21 protein-coding genes are annotated in these 17,373 nt (G+C 65.7%); 16 read left to right on the top strand and 5 right to left on the bottom strand.

Features of this window, described 5'->3' with window-relative positions:
- The first annotated feature begins 16 nt into the window (after window positions 1-16).
- On the top strand, window positions 17-1,036 hold the full coding sequence (locus ACXJ1Z_RS05900) for an adenosine deaminase (protein ID WP_463781178.1): 1,020 nt from the start codon (window positions 17-19) through the stop codon (window positions 1,034-1,036).
- A gap of 19 nt (window positions 1,037-1,055) precedes the next feature.
- Here the strand turns inward: ACXJ1Z_RS05900 and ACXJ1Z_RS05895 are convergent, their stop codons facing one another.
- Window positions 1,056-1,793, bottom strand: a complete 738-nt coding sequence (locus tag ACXJ1Z_RS05895) for an SDR family oxidoreductase (protein ID WP_463780255.1) — start codon at window positions 1,791-1,793, stop codon at window positions 1,056-1,058.
- Between the two features lie 7 nt (window positions 1,794-1,800).
- Entirely contained in the window at window positions 1,801-3,315 is a 1,515-nt protein-coding gene (locus tag ACXJ1Z_RS05890) for a replicative DNA helicase (RefSeq protein ID WP_463781177.1), read from the bottom strand.
- Window positions 3,316-3,453: 138 nt separating this feature from the next.
- Between ACXJ1Z_RS05890 and ACXJ1Z_RS05885 the strand changes: the two genes are divergently transcribed.
- From ACXJ1Z_RS05885 to ACXJ1Z_RS05870, 4 genes are all read left to right on the top strand, one after another.
- Window positions 3,454-3,936, top strand: a complete 483-nt coding sequence (locus tag ACXJ1Z_RS05885) for a UPF0262 family protein (RefSeq protein WP_463780254.1) — start codon at window positions 3,454-3,456, stop codon at window positions 3,934-3,936.
- A 4-nt stretch (window positions 3,937-3,940) separates the two neighbouring features.
- A complete protein-coding gene (locus tag ACXJ1Z_RS05880) occupies window positions 3,941-4,666 on the top strand; it encodes a glycoside hydrolase family 25 protein (RefSeq protein WP_463780252.1) in 726 nt (241 codons plus the stop codon).
- Entirely contained in the window at window positions 4,663-5,085 is a 423-nt protein-coding gene (locus tag ACXJ1Z_RS05875; RefSeq protein ID WP_463780250.1) for a cytidine deaminase, read from the top strand. Before ACXJ1Z_RS05880 ends, ACXJ1Z_RS05875 begins: the two co-directional genes overlap by 4 nt.
- A gap of 105 nt (window positions 5,086-5,190) precedes the next feature.
- Window positions 5,191-6,003, top strand: coding sequence for a hypothetical protein (locus tag ACXJ1Z_RS05870; RefSeq protein ID WP_463780249.1), 813 nt, complete (start codon window positions 5,191-5,193; stop codon window positions 6,001-6,003).
- Window positions 6,004-6,082: 79 nt separating this feature from the next.
- Here ACXJ1Z_RS05870 and ACXJ1Z_RS05865 read toward each other — a convergent pair whose 3' ends face one another.
- The 3 genes from ACXJ1Z_RS05865 to ACXJ1Z_RS05855 form a co-directional block, all read right to left on the bottom strand.
- Complete coding sequence (locus tag ACXJ1Z_RS05865) at window positions 6,083-7,255, bottom strand: M14 family metallopeptidase (RefSeq protein WP_463780247.1); 1,173 nt, start codon at window positions 7,253-7,255, stop codon at window positions 6,083-6,085.
- A complete protein-coding gene (locus ACXJ1Z_RS05860; protein WP_463780246.1) occupies window positions 7,252-7,854 on the bottom strand; it encodes a DUF4136 domain-containing protein in 603 nt (200 codons plus the stop codon). Before ACXJ1Z_RS05860 ends, ACXJ1Z_RS05865 begins: the two co-directional genes overlap by 4 nt.
- Window positions 7,855-7,934: 80 nt before the next feature.
- On the bottom strand, window positions 7,935-8,699 hold the full coding sequence (locus tag ACXJ1Z_RS05855) for a hypothetical protein (RefSeq protein WP_463780244.1): 765 nt from the start codon (window positions 8,697-8,699) through the stop codon (window positions 7,935-7,937).
- Between the two features lie 212 nt (window positions 8,700-8,911).
- Here ACXJ1Z_RS05855 and ykgO point away from each other — a divergent pair, with 212 nt between their 5' ends.
- The 11 genes from ykgO (at window position 8,912) to ACXJ1Z_RS05800 (ending at window position 17,040) form a co-directional block, all read left to right on the top strand.
- Entirely contained in the window at window positions 8,912-9,037 is a 126-nt protein-coding gene (ykgO, locus tag ACXJ1Z_RS05850; RefSeq protein ID WP_003046794.1) for a type B 50S ribosomal protein L36, read from the top strand.
- An 84-nt stretch (window positions 9,038-9,121) separates the two neighbouring features.
- Window positions 9,122-9,751, top strand: coding sequence for an HAD-IA family hydrolase (locus ACXJ1Z_RS05845; protein WP_463780239.1), 630 nt, complete (start codon window positions 9,122-9,124; stop codon window positions 9,749-9,751).
- 63 nt (window positions 9,752-9,814) lie between these two features.
- On the top strand, window positions 9,815-10,513 hold the full coding sequence (locus ACXJ1Z_RS05840; RefSeq protein ID WP_463780238.1) for a PEPxxWA-CTERM sorting domain-containing protein: 699 nt from the start codon (window positions 9,815-9,817) through the stop codon (window positions 10,511-10,513).
- 38 nt (window positions 10,514-10,551) lie between these two features.
- A complete protein-coding gene (locus ACXJ1Z_RS05835; protein ID WP_463780236.1) occupies window positions 10,552-11,232 on the top strand; it encodes a L,D-transpeptidase family protein in 681 nt (226 codons plus the stop codon).
- Window positions 11,233-11,336: 104 nt separating this feature from the next.
- Window positions 11,337-11,888 carry a CAP domain-containing protein gene (locus ACXJ1Z_RS05830; RefSeq protein WP_463780234.1) on the top strand — a complete coding sequence of 184 codons (552 nt, stop codon included), beginning with the start codon at window positions 11,337-11,339 and terminating at the stop codon, window positions 11,886-11,888.
- A gap of 73 nt (window positions 11,889-11,961) precedes the next feature.
- Window positions 11,962-12,330, top strand: a complete 369-nt coding sequence (locus ACXJ1Z_RS05825) for a hypothetical protein (RefSeq protein WP_463780232.1) — start codon at window positions 11,962-11,964, stop codon at window positions 12,328-12,330.
- Between the two features lie 121 nt (window positions 12,331-12,451).
- A complete protein-coding gene (locus ACXJ1Z_RS05820) occupies window positions 12,452-13,882 on the top strand; it encodes a circularly permuted type 2 ATP-grasp protein (RefSeq protein ID WP_463780231.1) in 1,431 nt (476 codons plus the stop codon).
- A gap of 46 nt (window positions 13,883-13,928) precedes the next feature.
- Complete coding sequence (locus ACXJ1Z_RS05815; RefSeq protein WP_463780229.1) at window positions 13,929-14,876, top strand: alpha-E domain-containing protein; 948 nt, start codon at window positions 13,929-13,931, stop codon at window positions 14,874-14,876.
- Between the two features lie 12 nt (window positions 14,877-14,888).
- Window positions 14,889-15,758, top strand: coding sequence for a transglutaminase family protein (locus tag ACXJ1Z_RS05810; protein ID WP_463780228.1), 870 nt, complete (start codon window positions 14,889-14,891; stop codon window positions 15,756-15,758).
- Window positions 15,759-15,850: 92 nt separating this feature from the next.
- The gene (locus tag ACXJ1Z_RS05805) at window positions 15,851-16,585 is read left to right on the top strand and encodes a proteasome-type protease (RefSeq protein ID WP_463780226.1); all 735 of its coding nucleotides are present in this window, start codon (window positions 15,851-15,853) and stop codon (window positions 16,583-16,585) included.
- 188 nt (window positions 16,586-16,773) lie between these two features.
- Entirely contained in the window at window positions 16,774-17,040 is a 267-nt protein-coding gene (locus tag ACXJ1Z_RS05800) for a hypothetical protein (protein ID WP_463780224.1), read from the top strand.
- Window positions 17,041-17,373 lie beyond the last annotated feature (333 nt).

The following is a 17,373-nucleotide window of genomic DNA, read 5'->3' as shown; positions in this document are numbered from 1 at the left end:
CTTACCAATGACCAGCATGACCGACCTCGACGCCTTCATCACCGGCTTGCCCAAGGCCGAACTGCACCTCCACATCGAAGGCAGCCTGGAGCCGGAACTGATGTTCGCGCTGGCGGAGCGCAACGGCATCGCCATCCCCTATAACTCGGTGGAGGAGGTGCGCGCGGCCTATGCCTTTTCCAACCTGCAGGATTTCCTCGACATCTACTACGCCGGCGCCGCCGTGCTGCAGACGCGGGCCGACTTTCACGATCTCGCCACCGCCTACTTCGATCGCGCGGCCGCCGGTGGCGTCACTCATGCCGAGATCATGTTCGACCCACAGACCCACACGACACGCGGCATCGCCTTCGCCGAGGTGATCGAAGGGCTGCTCTCGGCCCAAGCCGAAGCGTACGAACGCCACGGAATGACCACGCGGCTGATCCTGTGTTTCCTGCGCCACCTGAGCGAGGACGCCGCCTTCGCCACCCTGGCGCAAGCCGAGCCGTGGCTGGACCGGATCACCGCCGTCGGGCTCGATTCGTCGGAACTGGGCCATCCCCCCGCCAAGTTCGCGCGAGTGTTCGCGGCGGCGCGGGACAAGGGCCTCAAGATCACCGCACATGCGGGTGAGGAGGGGCCGCCCGCTTACGTGTGGGAAGCGCTCGACGTGGTTGCCACCGACCGCATCGATCACGGCAACCGCGCACTGGAGGACGCCGCGCTGGTCGAGCGCCTCAAGCGCGATGAGATGACGCTGACGGTCTGCCCGCTCTCCAACCTCAAGCTGTGCGTAGTCAGCGATCTAGCGGACCATCCGATCGATCGCATGCTGGCGGCTGGGCTGAAGGCAACGCTGAACTCGGACGATCCAGCCTATTTCGGCGGCTACATCGGCGACAACTATCGCGCGGTGACGGTCGCACGCGGGCTGAGCCGGGACGATCTGGTGACCCTGGCGCGCAACAGCTTCACCGGCGCCTTCCTGCCCGACGCGGAAATCGCGCGCCATCTCGACACGCTGGAGGCTTATGTGGCTGCGGAGCAAGCCTGACTGAGCCGCCTCTGACAGGTCAGGCGTTCAGCCCGCCGTTCACGCTGATGACCTGACCGGTGATCCTCGCCGCACCATCGCTGCACAGGAACACCGCCAGCGGCGCGATATCCGCGGCGGTGGGCAGGCCCAGCCCCGCACGGCTTGCCGCCTTCGCCATGCGTTCGGCTCCCATCCGCCGCGCGCTGTCGCTGTCGGCGACGTAGCTGGGCGAGATGCAGTGCGCACGGATGCCGTCGCGGCCAGCGTCCATCGCGAAGTTGCGCACGAACCCGATTGTTCCGGCGCGCGCGGCACCGATCAGCGCCTGGCGCGGCGCGGCGAACACGCCGGCATCGGAGACGAAGGCGATCAGCGTGCCGCCCTCGCGCGCCAGGTGTGGATAGGCGGCATGCGCCAGCCGTTGCAGCCAGCCCAGCGACAGGTCGAGCAAGGTGCCGAACGCGGCTGGATCGGTTTGAGCGAAGGCGCCGGTGATCCCTTGCGGCCCGGTGGCGGTGCAATCGATCACGGCGTCGAGGCGGCCAAACTGCTCGACGACATCGGCCACCAGGGCATCGGCGGCATCGGCCTGCCAGATGTCGGTGACGAACCCCTCGGCGGTGCCGCTGGCCGACACCTCGGCGACCACCGCCGCCACCTTGTCTTCGCTGCGGCCATGGACGGCCACGGTCCAGCCTTGCGCCGCCGCAGCGCGCGCGATCGCTCCACCGATCGAGCCGCTGCCGCCCGCGATCAGCATGACTTTGCCGATCACCTGCAGATCACTCGTCGTCGTAGGCCTGCTGCATCGATTCGTCCGCGAGATCCGAGAATCGCGTGATCCGCGCCTCGAAGCGCAAGCGGACCTTGCCGGTGGCGCCGTGGCGCTGCTTGGCGACGATCAGTTCGGACAGGCCGGTGATCTGCTCCATCTTCTCGTGCCAGGCCTGCCACTTGGTGTGCACGTCCTGCGGATCGTTGTCGGTCGGCTCCTTGGGTTCGGTCGCCATCGCGTAGTAATCCTCGCGATAGACGAACCAGACCATGTCGGCGTCCTGCTCGATCGAGCCCGACTCGCGAAGGTCGGACAGCATCGGCCGCTTGTCCTCGCGCTGCTCGACCGCGCGGCTGAGCTGCGACAGCGCGATCACCGGAACCTGCAGTTCCTTGGCCAGGGTCTTGAGGCCGCGGCTGATCTCCGAGATTTCGTTCACGCGGTTGTCGCTGGCGCGGCCTGAGCCCTGCAGCAGCTGCAGGTAGTCGACCACGACCAGCCCGATGTTGTGCCGCCGTTTCAATCGCCGGGCGCGGGTGCGCAGCGCGGCGATGGTCAGGGCCGGCGTATCGTCGATGTAGAGCGGCAATTCGGCGAGACGCTGGCTGGCAAAGGAGAGCCGCTGGAAGTCATCGCGGCTGATCTTGCCCATGCGCAAGGCTTCGGAGCTGATGCCGGATTGCTCAGCCAGGATACGCGTGGCGAGCTGGTCCGCGCTCATTTCCAGGCTGAAGAACACGGTGGCCGCGCCGACCGATTGCTCGAGCGGGATGCCGTCATCGATGTCGCGGCGCAGGCGGTCGGCGGCGTTGAAAGCGATGTTGGTGGCAAGCGAGGTCTTGCCCATGCCCGGACGGCCGGCGAGGATGATGAGATCGGAATCGTGCAGGCCGCCGATCTTGTTGTTGACCGAGACGAGGCCGGTGGTCTTGCCCGAGATGTGGCCACCGGAATTGAACGCCTTTTCGATCGCGCTGATCGCGGTGCGGGTGGCGGTGCTGAAGCTTTGCGCTTCGCTGCCGGTCGCGGCGCCTTCGGCCACTTTGTAGAGCGCGGCTTCGGCAAGCTCGATCTGCTCGCGCGGCTCCACCGATTCGGAGGTGTCCATCGCGCCTTCGACGAGATTGCGCCCGACCGAGACCAGTTCGCGCAGCAGCGCCAGGTCGTAGATCTGGTCGGCCAGTTCACGCGGGGCGAGCAGGCCCTGTCCGTCGGCCGTCAGCCGCGCGAGATAGGCGACGCCGCCCAGTGCCTTCAGCGATTCGTCCGCCTCGAAATACGGACGCAGCGTGACCGGGGTGACCACCGCCTTGCGGTCGAGCAGTTGCAGCACGCGCTCGAAGATGCGCGCGTGAACCGGCTCGAAGAAGTGCAGCGGGGTGAGCGGAGTCTGCATTTCCTCCAGCACGCGATTGTCGATCAGGACCGCGCCAAGAAACGCGGCCTCGGCCTCGACGTTCGAGGGAAGTGCGCGAATCGCAGGGGTTTCCGCATCGCGGACGAGAGAGGGTGCCGTTGCCATAAGCGGCCGTTTTTGCGCTCCGGTGCCTCCCCCCGCAAGCGACTTGCGACGGGTTATTAATCCACAGCTTGTGGAGAGTGGCGATACCGGATCGAACCTTGCCCCGGACTGTCGCAAAAGCGTAAAGCGCGGACAACCATGGCCGACCCGCGCATCTCCCACATCGAACTCGACGAGGCGACCATCCTGTGGCGCAACGCCGATATCGAGCAGGAGCGGCGCATCGCCATGTTCGACCTGATCGAAGATAACACTTTCAAGCCGTTGCGTGCGTTCGAGGCCGGGCATCAAGGGCCTTATCGCCTGAATCTGGCGGTTCGCGACGGACGGCTGTCGGTGGAGATCGCCGATGGCGCGGGCACACAGCTCGAGTCGCTGATCCTCGGGCTGGCGCGCTTCCGGCGCCCGGTCCGCGAATACTTCGCCATCTGTGAAAGCTACTACCAGGCGATTCGCAAGGCATCGCCGCTGGAGATCGAGACGATCGACATGGCCCGGCGCGGTGTCCACAACGAAGCGGCCGAGATGCTGCTCGAGAAGCTGGAGGGCAAGGTCGAAACCGACTTCGCCACCGCACGGCGGCTGTTCACCCTCATCTGCGTCCTGCACATCCGGGGATAGCGCGATGGCCAGAAAACCTGTCAAACGTCGCGCGTCGGGCGGCGGCCGCAGCCCGTGGGGCTTGCGCATCCTGGGCGCGCTGCTGTTGCTGGCGATGATCGGCGGCGGCTGGGCCTGGTGGCACCTGCACCACTGGTTGCCCGAGCGCACTGCGTTTCCGATGCAGGGGGTCGAGATCGGCGCGGGCGATGGCGATGTCAGCTTTGCCTCGCTCAAGGCGATCGGCGCCGACTTTGCCTATATCGACGCCAGCGTCAGCGTCTTCGCGCGCGATCCCGCCTTCGTCGCCAACTTCGAGAAAGCCAAGGCGGCGGGCATGCAGGTGGGCGCGGTGCATCGTTACGATCCGTGCCAGCCGGCCGGGCGGCAGGCGGCGAATTTCGTCACCACCGTGCCGCGCGATGCCGCGCTGCTGCCACCGGCGGTCGAGCTCGACATGCTGGCGGATGGCTGCCCGGTGAAGGTCACCGACGCCAAAGTCGAAAGCGAACTGATGACGTTCCTCAACCAGGTCGAGACGCACACCGGCAAGGCGACGGTGCTCAAGATCACCAAGGCGTTCCAGGCGCGCTATGCGGTAGCGCGCAAGCTGGACCGCAACTTGTGGCTGGTCGAGGATCGCGTGCAGCCCGACTATGCCGGGCGGCCGTGGACGATGTGGACGGCCAACACTGCGCTGGCCAACGAAGTGTCGCAGCAGGGGCTACGCTGGGTGGTGGTGCAGCGATGATCGAACGGGACGAACTGCTGGCGCGGGCGCGCGAGGCTTCGACGCGGGCCTATGCGCCCTATTCGAAATTCCACGTCGGCGCGGCGCTGTCGTTCGCCAATGGTGACGTCGTGACCGCCGCCAACGTCGAGAATGCCAGCTATGGCCTGTCGCTGTGCGCCGAGACGGTCGCGGTCGGCAAGGTGCTGAGCGAGGCGAATCGCGGCGGGCTGGTCGCGGTGGCGGTGACCGGCGGCGCGCCGGGCCGGCCGGGGCAGGGTGCCACGGTCACGCCGTGCGGCCGCTGCCGGCAGATGCTCAACGAGGTCGCGCAACTTGGCGGCACCGATCCGGTGGTCTGGTGCGATGGCGACGAGGTGCTGGAAACCACCCTCTCGGCGCTGCTGCCGCATGCGTTCGGCCCGGCCAATCTCGCCTAGACCGCTGCCCCCGCGCCGCGACGAGGACAGGCATTCGTCACGAATTGTCACAGCCGCGCCGCATGCGATTGCCGCCGCAGCGCTTCCCGGCTAGCGACGCGCGCGATGGACATGGAGTATCGGCCCGCGACCGGCTATCAGCCGGGCTCCCCGCGCGAGCGGCTGATATCCTCGGCGCTCTCGCTCGGCATCATCCTGCTCGTGATCCTCGGGCTGATCTTCTCCGCTGTGGTCGGCCCCGAGCGGATTATCAGCAAGAACCCGGTTTCGTTCAGCATCGACGCCGCGGATCCCAACAAGACCGCGCGCAGCAGCCAGGCGCGCCCCAAGGCACCGCGTGTCGCCACGCGCGCGAACAAGCCCGCGACGACTACCCAGCCCAAGCCCGTCATCCGCATTCAGAAGCAGGTCGAAAAACCCGATGCCGAGGATGGCATTCCCGGCTTCATCAAGATGTCCAAGGCGGATCTCGCGGCGGCGGACATCGGCAAGATGAAGGGGCCTGCCCAGGGATCCGACAGCAACGGCAAGGGCAACGATTCGCGTACCGCGTATGGTCCGGGAGACGGGCCGGGCGGCGTGCGGCTGTACGAGGCGGACTGGTATCGCCGGCCGACCGACGCCGAACTCGGCACGTACATGCCGCAGAAGGCCGGCTTGGAGGGCTGGGGCCTCGTCGCCTGCCAGACGATCGACCGCTACCATGTCGAAAACTGCGCGATCCTGGGGGAATCACCGCGGGGATCGGGGTTTGGTCGGGCAGTGCAGAACGCGGCCTGGCAGTTCCTGGTGAAGCCCCCGCGGATCGACAACAAGCCGCAGGTCGGCGCGTGGGTGCGCATCCGCATCGATTATACGGTCAGAAAGTCGCGCTCGGGCGTAAGCGACGATGCGCCGGCGGGGCCGCCCGAGAACTAGCGGCTAGGACAGGGTGGGGATTGGGACACCCGCTCGCTTCAGCGCATGAACCTTGATCCTGTGCCGCGCGCCGTGCGCCTCAAGGATAAAGCGCGACTTCGCTCACCGCCGCGCTGCGGGCATCCAGCCACTCCAGCAGCGCGCCCAGGCTATCACGGCCAAGCTGCTTCGATCGTTCGGGGCTCCACGCCTGAATTGCGTCGGGCGCCGGGTCGTGGTCCTTGAACGGCATCTCGAGCGTCATCGAAACACAACCGCGCCCCGAAAACCGTTCTGCCAGATAATTGGTCGACATCGCCAGATTGCCGCGCCCGGCGGGAGTGACCGGGTATCCGCGCTTGGTCTGGAAGTCGGGCGTGCGCCGTTCGAGTACCGAGGCGAACAGGCGCAAGCCGTCCAACTGCTCGGGCCGCAGCGACGGGATGCCCTCGAACCCGGCGAGGAACACCGCCGGGATCGCTTCGTCGCCGTGCACGTCCATCGCAAAGTCGACGCCGGTTTCCTCGATCGCGCCGCGCAGCGCGACGATCTCGGGCGAGCGTTCTAAAGTCGGCTCGGCCCACTCGCGGTTGAGATTCACGCCGGCGGCGTTGGTGCGCAAGTGGCCGCGCGCGGCGCCGTCCGGGTTGACGTTGGGCACCAGGTGCAGGCGGCAGCGGCGGCGCAGCTCGCGCGCGGTCGAGTTGGCGGGGTCGGCCAGCATTTCGGCGACGCCTTCCATGAACCACTCGGCCATCGATTCGCCCGGATGCTGGCGCGCATAGAACCAGACCTGGGTAGAGCCGGTGCCGGTCTCCAGGCAATCGAGCGACGCGCCGTCGAGCGTGGTGCCCAAGCTGCGGTATTCGAATCCAGGCGCCTGCGCGATGCGCGCGATCAGCGCGTGATGCCGCTCGGTCGAATAGGGCGCGAAATAGGCGAACCACGTCAGGTTGCCGGCGGCGGTATGCCGGATGGTCAACGTGCCGCCGTCGCTTTCGTCATAGGTCGTGTCGGCGCGGCTCCAGAACTGGCGGTCCGCCGAGACGCAGGCGTTATAGCCGGGCCAGCCCATCGGATAGGCCGAGCCGTTGAGGCCGGTGATGCGCAGCACGAACTGCTGGCCGCGTTCGCTTTCCACGCGAAAGTGGAACCACTGCTTGAAGCTCGATTCACGGTCCGGGCAAAGCGTTAGTCGCGCCTCGGCTCCTTCGATGGAAAGAATCTCGATGTTGCCGGAATCGAAGGCGGAGCTGATCTGGATGGCCGTCATGGCACCGAGATAGTTTCACCCGAGCGTCCCGGAAAGCCCTTGAACAACGCCTGTGCCATCTTGGCGGCACCCAGCGACGTCTGCGCCACCGGCGCATCGGCCCGCACCGAGAACTGCGCGCGGCCTTCCCACAGGCTCTGCCCGGTCGCACGATCGCGGATCATCACGCTCATCCGCGTCTCGACCTGATCCTTGGGCGGTCCTGAGAGATTGATGCCCAGGCCCAGCCCCAATCCCGAACCATAGCTGCCGGTGCTGCCGCCGACACCGACCGAGACTGGACTGCGGCGCTGGCCGGGCGAGAACGTCTGGCGATCGACGCTCAGCACCGCGACCTGCGTGCCGCCTGGGCCGCCGGGCTGCGCCTCGCTATAACCCAGCCGCGTCAACTCCTGCGAGACGGCAGCGGCGTAAGTCCGAAACTCGATGCTGCCGCCATCCTGCCCCTGCGCTGGCTCGACCCGGATCGGACCCCGGCCCAGCACCGTGGTGTCGGGCAAGTGAAAGCGGGTGACCTCGACCGGACCGATCGGGGTGGCGCAGCCTTGCAGCAGCGCGCAGGCCAGCACAGCGGCGGGCAGCAAGGCGATCGGCTTCATGGCATCGTCTCCGTGGGACGGATCGGTCCCTTGTCGTCAAGGATTTGTGCCTTGTCGCCCGGGGTTGCAAGGCCCGGTGCTCAGCCGGTGGGCTTGCGAAAATCATCGAACAGCGCCTCGGCCAGGCGATTCGCGATCGCGCCGTCGTTCCACTTGTCGTCGCCATCGCGCGTCGCGATCTGCGCGCGGCCTTCCCACAGCACCTTGCCGCTCACGCGGTCCTTGATGCGGGCATCCAGCCGGGTGGAGAGCAGGGCGGTGCGCGGCTTGCTCATGTCCACATTCACCCCCAGTCCATAGGCCGACCCCCGGGTGCCCACCTCCATGGCGGCCGTTCCGCTGACGGGGCTGCGCTTGATCTCGGCAGGGACCAGCACCTCGCGGCTGACGCGCACTTCGGCAACCTGGCCGCCTGCGGGATCGGCGTGGATGGTGTCGTAACCCACCGCGACGAGGCGATCGACCACCGCAGCCTCGAACGGTGCACGCGCATCATGCGCCAGATAGTCCTGCGTGCCATCTGCCCCGGGGCCATCTCCTCCGGGGCCATCGCCGCTCAATGGTCCGGCGCTGGCTGGCGCTGTAAGCGACGTCACGGCGACGGCTCCGTGGCCCAGCAGATCGGCGGAAGCGTCGGTGGTGATGAAGCGGCTGACCTGCACCCGCCCTTCGCGCGGATCACCGCGATTGCCCGATCGAGCACGCGTGTTCGCCAGCGGATCGCCCCATCCGCCGCCATACCCACCACCCCAACCCGGTCCGCCCCATGTCGAACCGCCCCAGTCTCCGGGACGTGCCATGGCGATGGTGGGGATGGCGGCCAGGCTCACAATGCAGGCGGCCACGACGGCGGAACGCGAAGATCGCATCTTTACTCCAGAATCACATGCCGCCATCACCCGCCTAAGCACATGGCTTATTGCCAGGGCGTGAACGGCGATGGTCTGGCTTTGGTGGCAAGCCATACTTGACTCATGCAGGCTACACCCTTAACGGCGCGGCTTCGATTTTCCGGCGGTTGGTACCGCCCCAATAACCGAATCACGAGAGAACCGTCATGAAGATCCGCAACAGCCTCAAGTCGCTGAAGGACCGCCACCGCGACAACCGCGTCATCCGTCGCCGCGGCCGGACTTACGTGATCAACAAGACCAATCGCCGTTTCAAGGCGCGTCAGGGCTGATCTGGCGGGCGTCCTTCGGGACGCCGGCAATCACGGCGGGACACGCTCGCCGTTCGAGCCCCTGCTGTTGCGGGGGCTTTTGTTGTGTCCAGCGTCAAGCCACAGGCAGCATCGGTCGAGGCGGTGGTCTTCGATATCGGCCGCGTGCTGGTCGAGTGGGACTTGCGCTGCCTTTATCGCAAGCTGATCGCCGATCCGGCGAGGCTGGAGTGGTTCTGCACCACCGTCGTCACCGAAGATTGGCATTACCAACACGACGCCGGTCGCGATCTGGATGAACTGGTTGCGGAGCGAAAGCTGGCCTTTCCGGCCGAAGCCGATCTTATCGACGCCTATGCCACGCGCTTTCTCGAGACCATTCCGGGCTCGGTCCCCGGCACTGCCGCGCTGATCGACCGTTTGGCGCAACGTGGCGTGCCACTTTTCTCCATCACCAATTTCGCGGCCGCGTTCTGGACCCAGTTCCGACCGACCCTGCCGATCCTGACCCGGTTTCGCGACGTGGTGGTTTCAGGCGACGAAAAACTCGCCAAGCCCGACGCGCTCATCTTCGATCTTGCGGCGGAGCGGTTCGAGTTTGCCCCGGCGGCGATGCTGTTCATCGATGACAACGCCGCCAACATCGCGGCTGCTGCGCATCTGGGATGGCAAGTTCATCATTTCACCAATGCATCCGCGCTGGAGAATGACTTGACGGAGCGTGGCCTGATCTGATCGCGGGCCAGTACAGCCGGCGTTGCCTCCACAACGGACCCATCACGCAGCCTGCTCACCGCCATGCGTGTTAAAGCAGTCACTTACGGGGAGATGCAGGCGTTGGGCGTGCTCAAGCAGTGGTTGTCGCGGCTCGGAACCAGACAAGGCAAGTTGGCACTGGGCGGCTTGCTGGCTGTGATCCTGGCGGTGCTGCTCGCCGTCCTGACCCGGGGTGACAATGCGCAGGCGATCGCATCGACCTTGCGCAATCCCCTTTCCATCTTTGCCTCACGATCGCCGGGGGTGCGATTGAGCGGCGCACTGTACCAGACCAAACCGCGAGTCGCCCCGGCTGTTCGCGCTCGGCCCGTCAGCCCGATCCCGCGTGAACGCGTGCTGTCTGTCGGGCGCACGCGCCCCGCGCCAGCACCCTCGTTCGGTCCTGGTGAACCCGATCTCGCGCTGCTGGGTCGGCCCGATCCGATCCTGAGCGTCCCCGCGATCGGCACGCCGGACTTTGCGCCGGTCGGGTTCGAAGTTCCCGGTTTCGGTTTTGGCGATACCCCCGGCTTCACCGGCAATCCCGCGCCGCCGACCGACGGCAATCCGTCGCCTCCCGGTGGCGGGGGCGGGCCGGGTAGCAACACGCCGGGCTCGGCGGTCCCCGAACCCGCGACTTGGCTGCTGATGATCCTGGGCGTGGGCATGATCGGTCGTGCCCTGCGCCGACAGCGGGTATGCGGACCGGCAAGCGATCGCCTCTCGTCGGTCAACATCTGACATTGCGGAAGGCGCGAGTCCTCCCACCCGGCGCCGTGTTGCTGGCACGGTCACGCGGCAAGCGCCGCCGTTGGCTTGCCGCCGGTCTGGCGATCGTCGTATCCATTCCGGCGGTGGTGTTGCTGAAAGCCCCAAGCGAACTGCGTGCGTCGACTATCGCCGCGACCGCGCAGGGGGGCGCTCACAGCCGGCAATCGCACGATATCGGCGCCATCGTGCATCCCTCACCCGCAGGCCGGATCGTCTATCCCGCAGGAGGCTATCCCACCATGACGCTTCCCGATGGCCAGCAGCGCACGATCCGCAGTCTGCTCGACGTGACGAAGCCACTACGTTTCGGCGACTACGCTTGGAATGATGCCGGCGTACCGGCGGGGCCAATCTGGATCCGGGTCGACCTGTCGCTCCAGACGCTATCGGTCTTTCGCGAAGGGCACGAAATCGGAACGACGCTGATCCTGTACGGCGCCGATGGCAAGCCGACGCCGCTGGGCGTGTACCCGATCCTGGAGCGCGCAAAGCAGCACCGCTCGACGCTTTACGACGCAGAGATGCCCTACATGCTGCGGCTCACCCCGGATGGCGTCGCCATCCACGCCAGCGCCGTGCGGGCGGCCGCCGCGACGCACGGCTGCATCGGAGTGCCGCGTGCATTCGCGCGGCTGCTGTTCGCCCAGGCACGGCGGGGAGACCGGGTCGCCATCATGGCGTCGCGCTGATCGGATGGCGGCAGAGTAGCGCGGCCGCCATGGAAGAGGATGGTCGACCGTAAACGGGCCGGTAACCAAATCGGCCAACCTCATCGTTATGTCTGTTCGGCACATTGCTCCACATCGTCGTGGAGCTTGGGCCGATGTGGCATCGCGTGTTGGAGGGAATGGGCCGGCTTGCCCTGATCGCCGGCGCGCCGTTGCTGATCGGGGCGACCGACTTCACCAGCAATTTCGAAACGCGGGTTCTCGCCGCGCATAATCGCGAGCGCTCCACGCTGGGCATCGCGCCCTTGTACTGGGACCAGGGGCTGGCGCGATCGGCCCAGCGTTGGGCCGATCACCTGTCCGCGACCCAACGCTTCGAACACGCGCCCGAACGCGCCTCCGACCCCGAAGGCGAGAACCTGTGGGCGGGCACGCGCGGCTACTACGCGATCGAGGCGATGGTGGACGGCTGGGTGCGCGAAAAGCGCCATTTCCGTTATGGCACGTTCCCCGACAACAGCACCACCGGGCGCGTCGCCGATGTCGGCCACTATACGCAGCTCGTGTGGCGCCAGACCCGCCATGTCGGCTGCGCGATCGCCAGCGGCGCCGTCGAGGACGTGCTGGTCTGCCGTTACAGCGAAGCGGGCAACTACCTGGGTGAGGCACCCTTTTGATGGTGTGCTTGCCGGCAATTTTTCGGGCTTTGCATGACGGGGCCTTCAGCCCGCCCGAACCAAGGAGCGCGCCGTGGATCTGATCACCAGCTATCACGACCTCACCGAGGTGGCCAAGGCGGTGACCGGCGCATCGCCGAACATGCTGCACGTCCATGTCGGCATGGCGATCTACCTTGGCGGGCAGGTCCTGCTCGGCAGTCGCCGCGCTTCGTGGCTGGCCTTGTTCCTCGTCGTCGAGATCGAGCTGTTCAACGAAGTCATGAATTACTTCTTCTATGGTTCGTGGCGGTGGGACGACACGCTGTCGGACATCGCGCTGACGCTGATGTGGCCGGCGATGTGCGTCTTGGTCGGCACCTACCGCCGCCGCCGCTGGACCCGCAAGCGCGCCCGTCGCACCGTCCTGATGGAACAGCTCGCCGTTCCTTCCCGGGCCTGATCGCCGCTAGGGAGGACTGCGCAAGCGCCGCCCGCAAGCGCTTTTCTTTCGCAGGCGCAGCGTAACCCGCTTGGCAAGCGGTGATCCTTGTTGCATCACCGTGGCTCAAACGGGAGTCACGATGAGTTCTGCCGACGGGTCACGCTACGACGAGATGCTGAACGACGACGGCTCGGTTCGCACCGCCTATGCCGATTTTCGGCAGTGGTATGATGGTCAGGATGTGTCGTGGCTACGCCGCCAGGATGCCGAGGCGGAGCGCTTCTTCCGGCGCATCGGCATTACCTTCAATGTTTATGGCGACGATGCCGGCGAAGAACGGCTGATCCCCTTCGACATGATCCCGCGGATCATCACCGCACGCGAATGGCGCAAGCTGACACGCGGGATCGAGCAACGGGTGCGCGCGATCAACGCCTTCCTGCAGGATCTCTACCACCGGCAGGAGATCGTGAAGTCCGGCCGCCTCCCGGTCCACTTCCTGCGCGATAACGAGGCGTTCCTGACGCAGATGATCGGGTTCACGCCACCCGGCGGCGTCTATACCCACATCGTCGGCATCGATCTGGTCCGCACCGGAGCGGACGACTTCATGGTGCTGGAGGACAATGCCCGCACGCCGTCCGGGGTCTCGTACATGCTCGAGAACCGCGAGACGATGATGCAGATGTTTCCGGAGTTGTTCACCAAGATTCCGGTGCGGCCCGTCTCGGATTATCCGCGGCGGTTGATGCGTTCGCTCCAGGCGTGCGCGCCATCGTGTGCCGGCTCGCGTCCGGCCGTCGCGGTGCTGACGCCGGGTATCTTCAATTCCGCCTATTTCGAACACGCATACCTCGCCGATCAGATGGGGGCAGAACTGGTCGAAGGCAGTGATCTGCGGGTTTCCGGCGGGCGCGTGCAGATGCGCACGACCGAGGGCTACAAGCCTGTCGACGTGATCTATCGGCGGGTCGACGACAACTATCTCGATCCCTTGAGCTTCGAGCCCGACAGCGTGCTGGGCGTGGCCGGGATCATGGATGTCTATCGCGCCGGGGGCGTCACCATCGCCAATGCGCCGGGCACCGGCATCGCCGACGACAAGGCGATCTACAGCTTCATGCCCGATATCGTCGAATTCTACACCGGCGAGAAACCGATCCTGAAGAACGTGCCGACGTGGCGCTGCAGCGAGGCCGACTCCCTGGCCTACGTGCTTGATAATCTGGCCGATCTGGTGGTGAAGGAAGTGCACGGGTCGGGCGGATACGGCATGCTGATCGGTCCGACCTCCTCCAAGAAGGAGATCGCGGAGTTCGCGGCCAAGCTGCGCGCCAAGCCGGCGAACTACATCGCCCAGCCGACGCTCTCGCTGTCGACCGTGCCGATCTTCACCAAGGAAGGTCTCGCCCCGCGCCACGTCGATTTGCGGCCATTCGTGCTGGTCTCACCCGATGGGATCGACATCACGCCCGGCGGGCTGACGCGAGTGGCGCTGAAGAAGGGCTCCCTGGTGGTCAACTCGTCGCAAGGCGGCGGGACCAAGGACAGCTGGGTGCTGGACGAATGATGGTGAACCCTATCGTGCCGCACTACGCCGCCATGGCTGCCCGCTGATGCTCGGCCGGGCAGCGAACGGCGTCTATTGGATGGCGCGCTACCTTGAACGGGCGGAGAATACCGCGCGCCTCATCGACGTGGGCTTCCATCTTGCCCTGACGCGCGGCAGCCGTGCCCGCCAGGAAGAGGAGTGGCGTTCGGTCCTGACTACCACGGGACAAGAGGCCGGGTTCCTAGCCAAGAATCAGGATGTCACCGGCGCGCAGGTGTTCAACTACCTGCTGCGCGACCGCGACAATCCCGGCAGCGTTCTGGCCATGATCGAGAACGCGCGCACCAACGCGCGCGTCGTGCGCACCAGCCTGACCAACGAGGTCTGGGAAGCCACCAACGAGACCTGGATGATCCTGCGCGAACTGCTCGCGCGGCCGGTGCGCGAAACCAACCTGGGTGAAGTGCTCTCCACCATCCGCCGCCGCGCCACGCTGGTCCGCGGGGCGATGGAAGGGACCATGCTGCGCAACGAGGTGTTCAACTTCGCGCGGATCGGCACCTTCATCGAGCGGGCCGACAACACCGCGCGGATCCTCGACGTGAAGTACTACGTGCTGTTGCCCTCGGTCGCCTGGGTCGGATCGAGCCTGGACAACGTGCAATGGGACACGCTGCTGCGTTCGGTCGCCGGCAACCGCGTCTATTCGTGGCTGAACGCAGGCGCCATGGACCCGCGTGACATCGCCCGCTTCCTGATCCTCGACGGCCGGTTCCCCCGCAGCCTCGTGTTCTGCTTCGAGAAGATCCGCAGCAACATGGCCGGGCTCGCCAAGCAATACGGCAGCGAGACGCAGGCACACCAGTTGCTGCGCGACGCTGGTTGCCGCCTGCACGACACCAACATCGAGGAAATCTTCGAAGGCGGACTCCACGAATTTCTCCAGGACTTCATCGGGCGCACGTATCGCATCGGCGAATCGATCGCCGCCGATTACAGATTCACGGCATAGGAACGGCGGCGCGTGCTCCTCACCATCTCCCACGAGACTCGCTATTCATTCGATCACGGCGTCAGTCATGGCCTGCAGCGGCTGCGGTTGCGACCCAAGTCGACGCACGGCCAGCAGATCGTCGACTGGACGACCACGCTGGAAGGCGCGCGGCCGGAAGCCGAGTACGACGACCAGCACCACAACCATGTCGAACTGGTCTCGCTGGAGCCGGGCGCGCGCGAAGTGGTGGTTACGTGCAGCGGCACCGTCCGCACGGTCGACAACAACGGCGTGCTGGGCGATCATGTCGGCCATATGCCGCTGTGGTGCTTCCTGCGCGCCACGCCGCTGACCCGCGCGGGCCTGAAGGTACGCGCGCTGGTGGCCGGGATCGATGCCGATCGCGGTGATACGCTCGCGTTCCTGCACCGGCTCAGCGATGCGGTGCGCAGCGCGGTCGAGTATGTGCCGGGCACGACCGACGTGAAGACCTCGGCCGAGCAGGCGCTTGCCGCCGGACGCGGTGTTTGCCAGGATCAGGCTCACATCTTCATCAGCGCCGGGCGGCTGCTCGACATCCCCACCCGCTATGTCGGCGGTTACCTCAAGATGGACGGCCGCAGCCAGCAGGATGCCGGTCACGGCTGGGCGGAAGCCTATGTTCGCGGGCTTGGCTGGGTCGGCTTCGATGTCGCCAACGAGATCTGCCCGGACGAACGGTATGTCCGCGTAGCCACCGGTTGCGACTATCGAGAGGCGGCGCCGTTTACGGGAGTCGCGACGGGAACCGGGGAAAGCCGGCTTGCGGTCAATCTCTCCGTGGACGAAGCCGGAGCCGGGCAGCAGCGGCAGTCCCAACAGCAAGGGCCGGGCGGGCAGCAGCAATCCCAGGGGGGCTGACGCCCGTGGGCGCCAAGGCGCAAACAGGCATAATCCGGTCGAGCGTCGCGCAGGAGCGTGCCGGCCGCAGGGAATGAGGAAGTTGTAACACCATGACCTATTGCGTGGGCATGATGCTCGATCGTGGGCTGGTGCTGATGAGCGATACCCGCACCAATTCGGGCGTCGACAACATCTCGACCTTTCGCAAGATGTTCCACTGGTGCGTGCCGGGCGATCGGATCATCACGGTGATGACGGCGGGCAATCTGGCGACCACCCAGACCGTCATCAGTCACCTCGAAGAGCGCAGCAAGGCGCCGTCCGAGCGGCACAATTCGCTGCTCGAAGCGCCGACGATGTTCCAGGTCGCCAGCATCATAGGTGACCTCCTGCGTGACACCATCGCGTCGAGCTCATCCGAAAACGGGCAGGGCGGGGGTACCCGATTCGGCGCATCGATGATTGTCGCTGGTCAGATCAAGGGCATGGAGCCGCGGCTTTTCCTGATCTATCCGGAAGGCAACTTCATCGAGGCGAGCTTCGACACGCCGTTTTTCCAGGTCGGTGAGACCAAGTACGGGCGCCCGATCCTGATTCGTGGTTATGAACGTACGATGAGCTTCGAAAGCGCGGTGAAGCTGCTGATGGTCTCGTTCGACTCGACGTTGAAAGCCAACCTCTCGGTCGGCCTTCCGCTTGATCTGCTGGTGATCGAGCGTGACCAGTTCAAGCCGCTTCACGAACGGCGCATCGACGGTAGCGATGATTATTTCCGTTCGATCTCAAGCGGATGGGGAGAGGCGCTGAAGGCAGCGTTCCTGTCCTTGCCGAACTACCAGATCTGAAATTTCGCTCTCGGGCAGCGTTCGCCCGGTAGCCGCAACCGCGCGGATCGTCACGTTTGCCGGGTGTGCACGAGGCGATCCCACTTCGCTTTTTATGATGGCAATCGATAGCGCGCTGTTAACCAGCAGCTTTAAGTTCGTCGCAAAGGCGCACCGGTATACCGCTTGTAGAGCCGGAGTATTTTTCAATGCACGTTCAACGCAAGATCGATGTAGCGCAGCTTCAAGCCGAGGCCGAGGCTCTTGAGAAGCGCCGGTCGTTCGATCAGGACGAACTCGTCCACCCCACGGACGACAGCGTGTACGCACGAGCACTCCAGTATAGGCTGGTCGAGGCCTACGTCGAAGCGCCGGTGCAAAACAAATTGCCGGTGCGCCAGCGCCTGGCGGTGATCGTCGGCGCGACCACGGCTTTGTGGGCGATGATCGGTTTCGGCATCTACCTGGCACTTTAATATCGAAGGACCCCTGGGCACGGTTGCCTGGGGATGATCTGCACGGATCGCGCGGGCTATCCCGCAGAGCGAACCCGTGCCCGACAATCGCGTCGCGATCGCATCGCGACGGCGCCTCTTCACGTCCGGCGCATTGCGCCCCAGCAGCATGGCTGCCGCCACGATTGCCGCTAATTGGTGGCCCGCGCGATTAACCCTGACAGAGCTATTCGATAGTTGCATAAACGCAACATCACGCGCGGCAGCCGGATTACGGCTCCGTCGCGTTGGCGCCCCCGACGCGTCGAAGTTCCATCAAGTTAACATCGAGCCCTCAGTAATCTGCCAATCTTG

The sequence above is a fragment of the Novosphingobium sp. TK46 genome (assembly GCF_055361525.1).
This window is presented reverse-complemented; position numbering and strand designations above follow the sequence as displayed.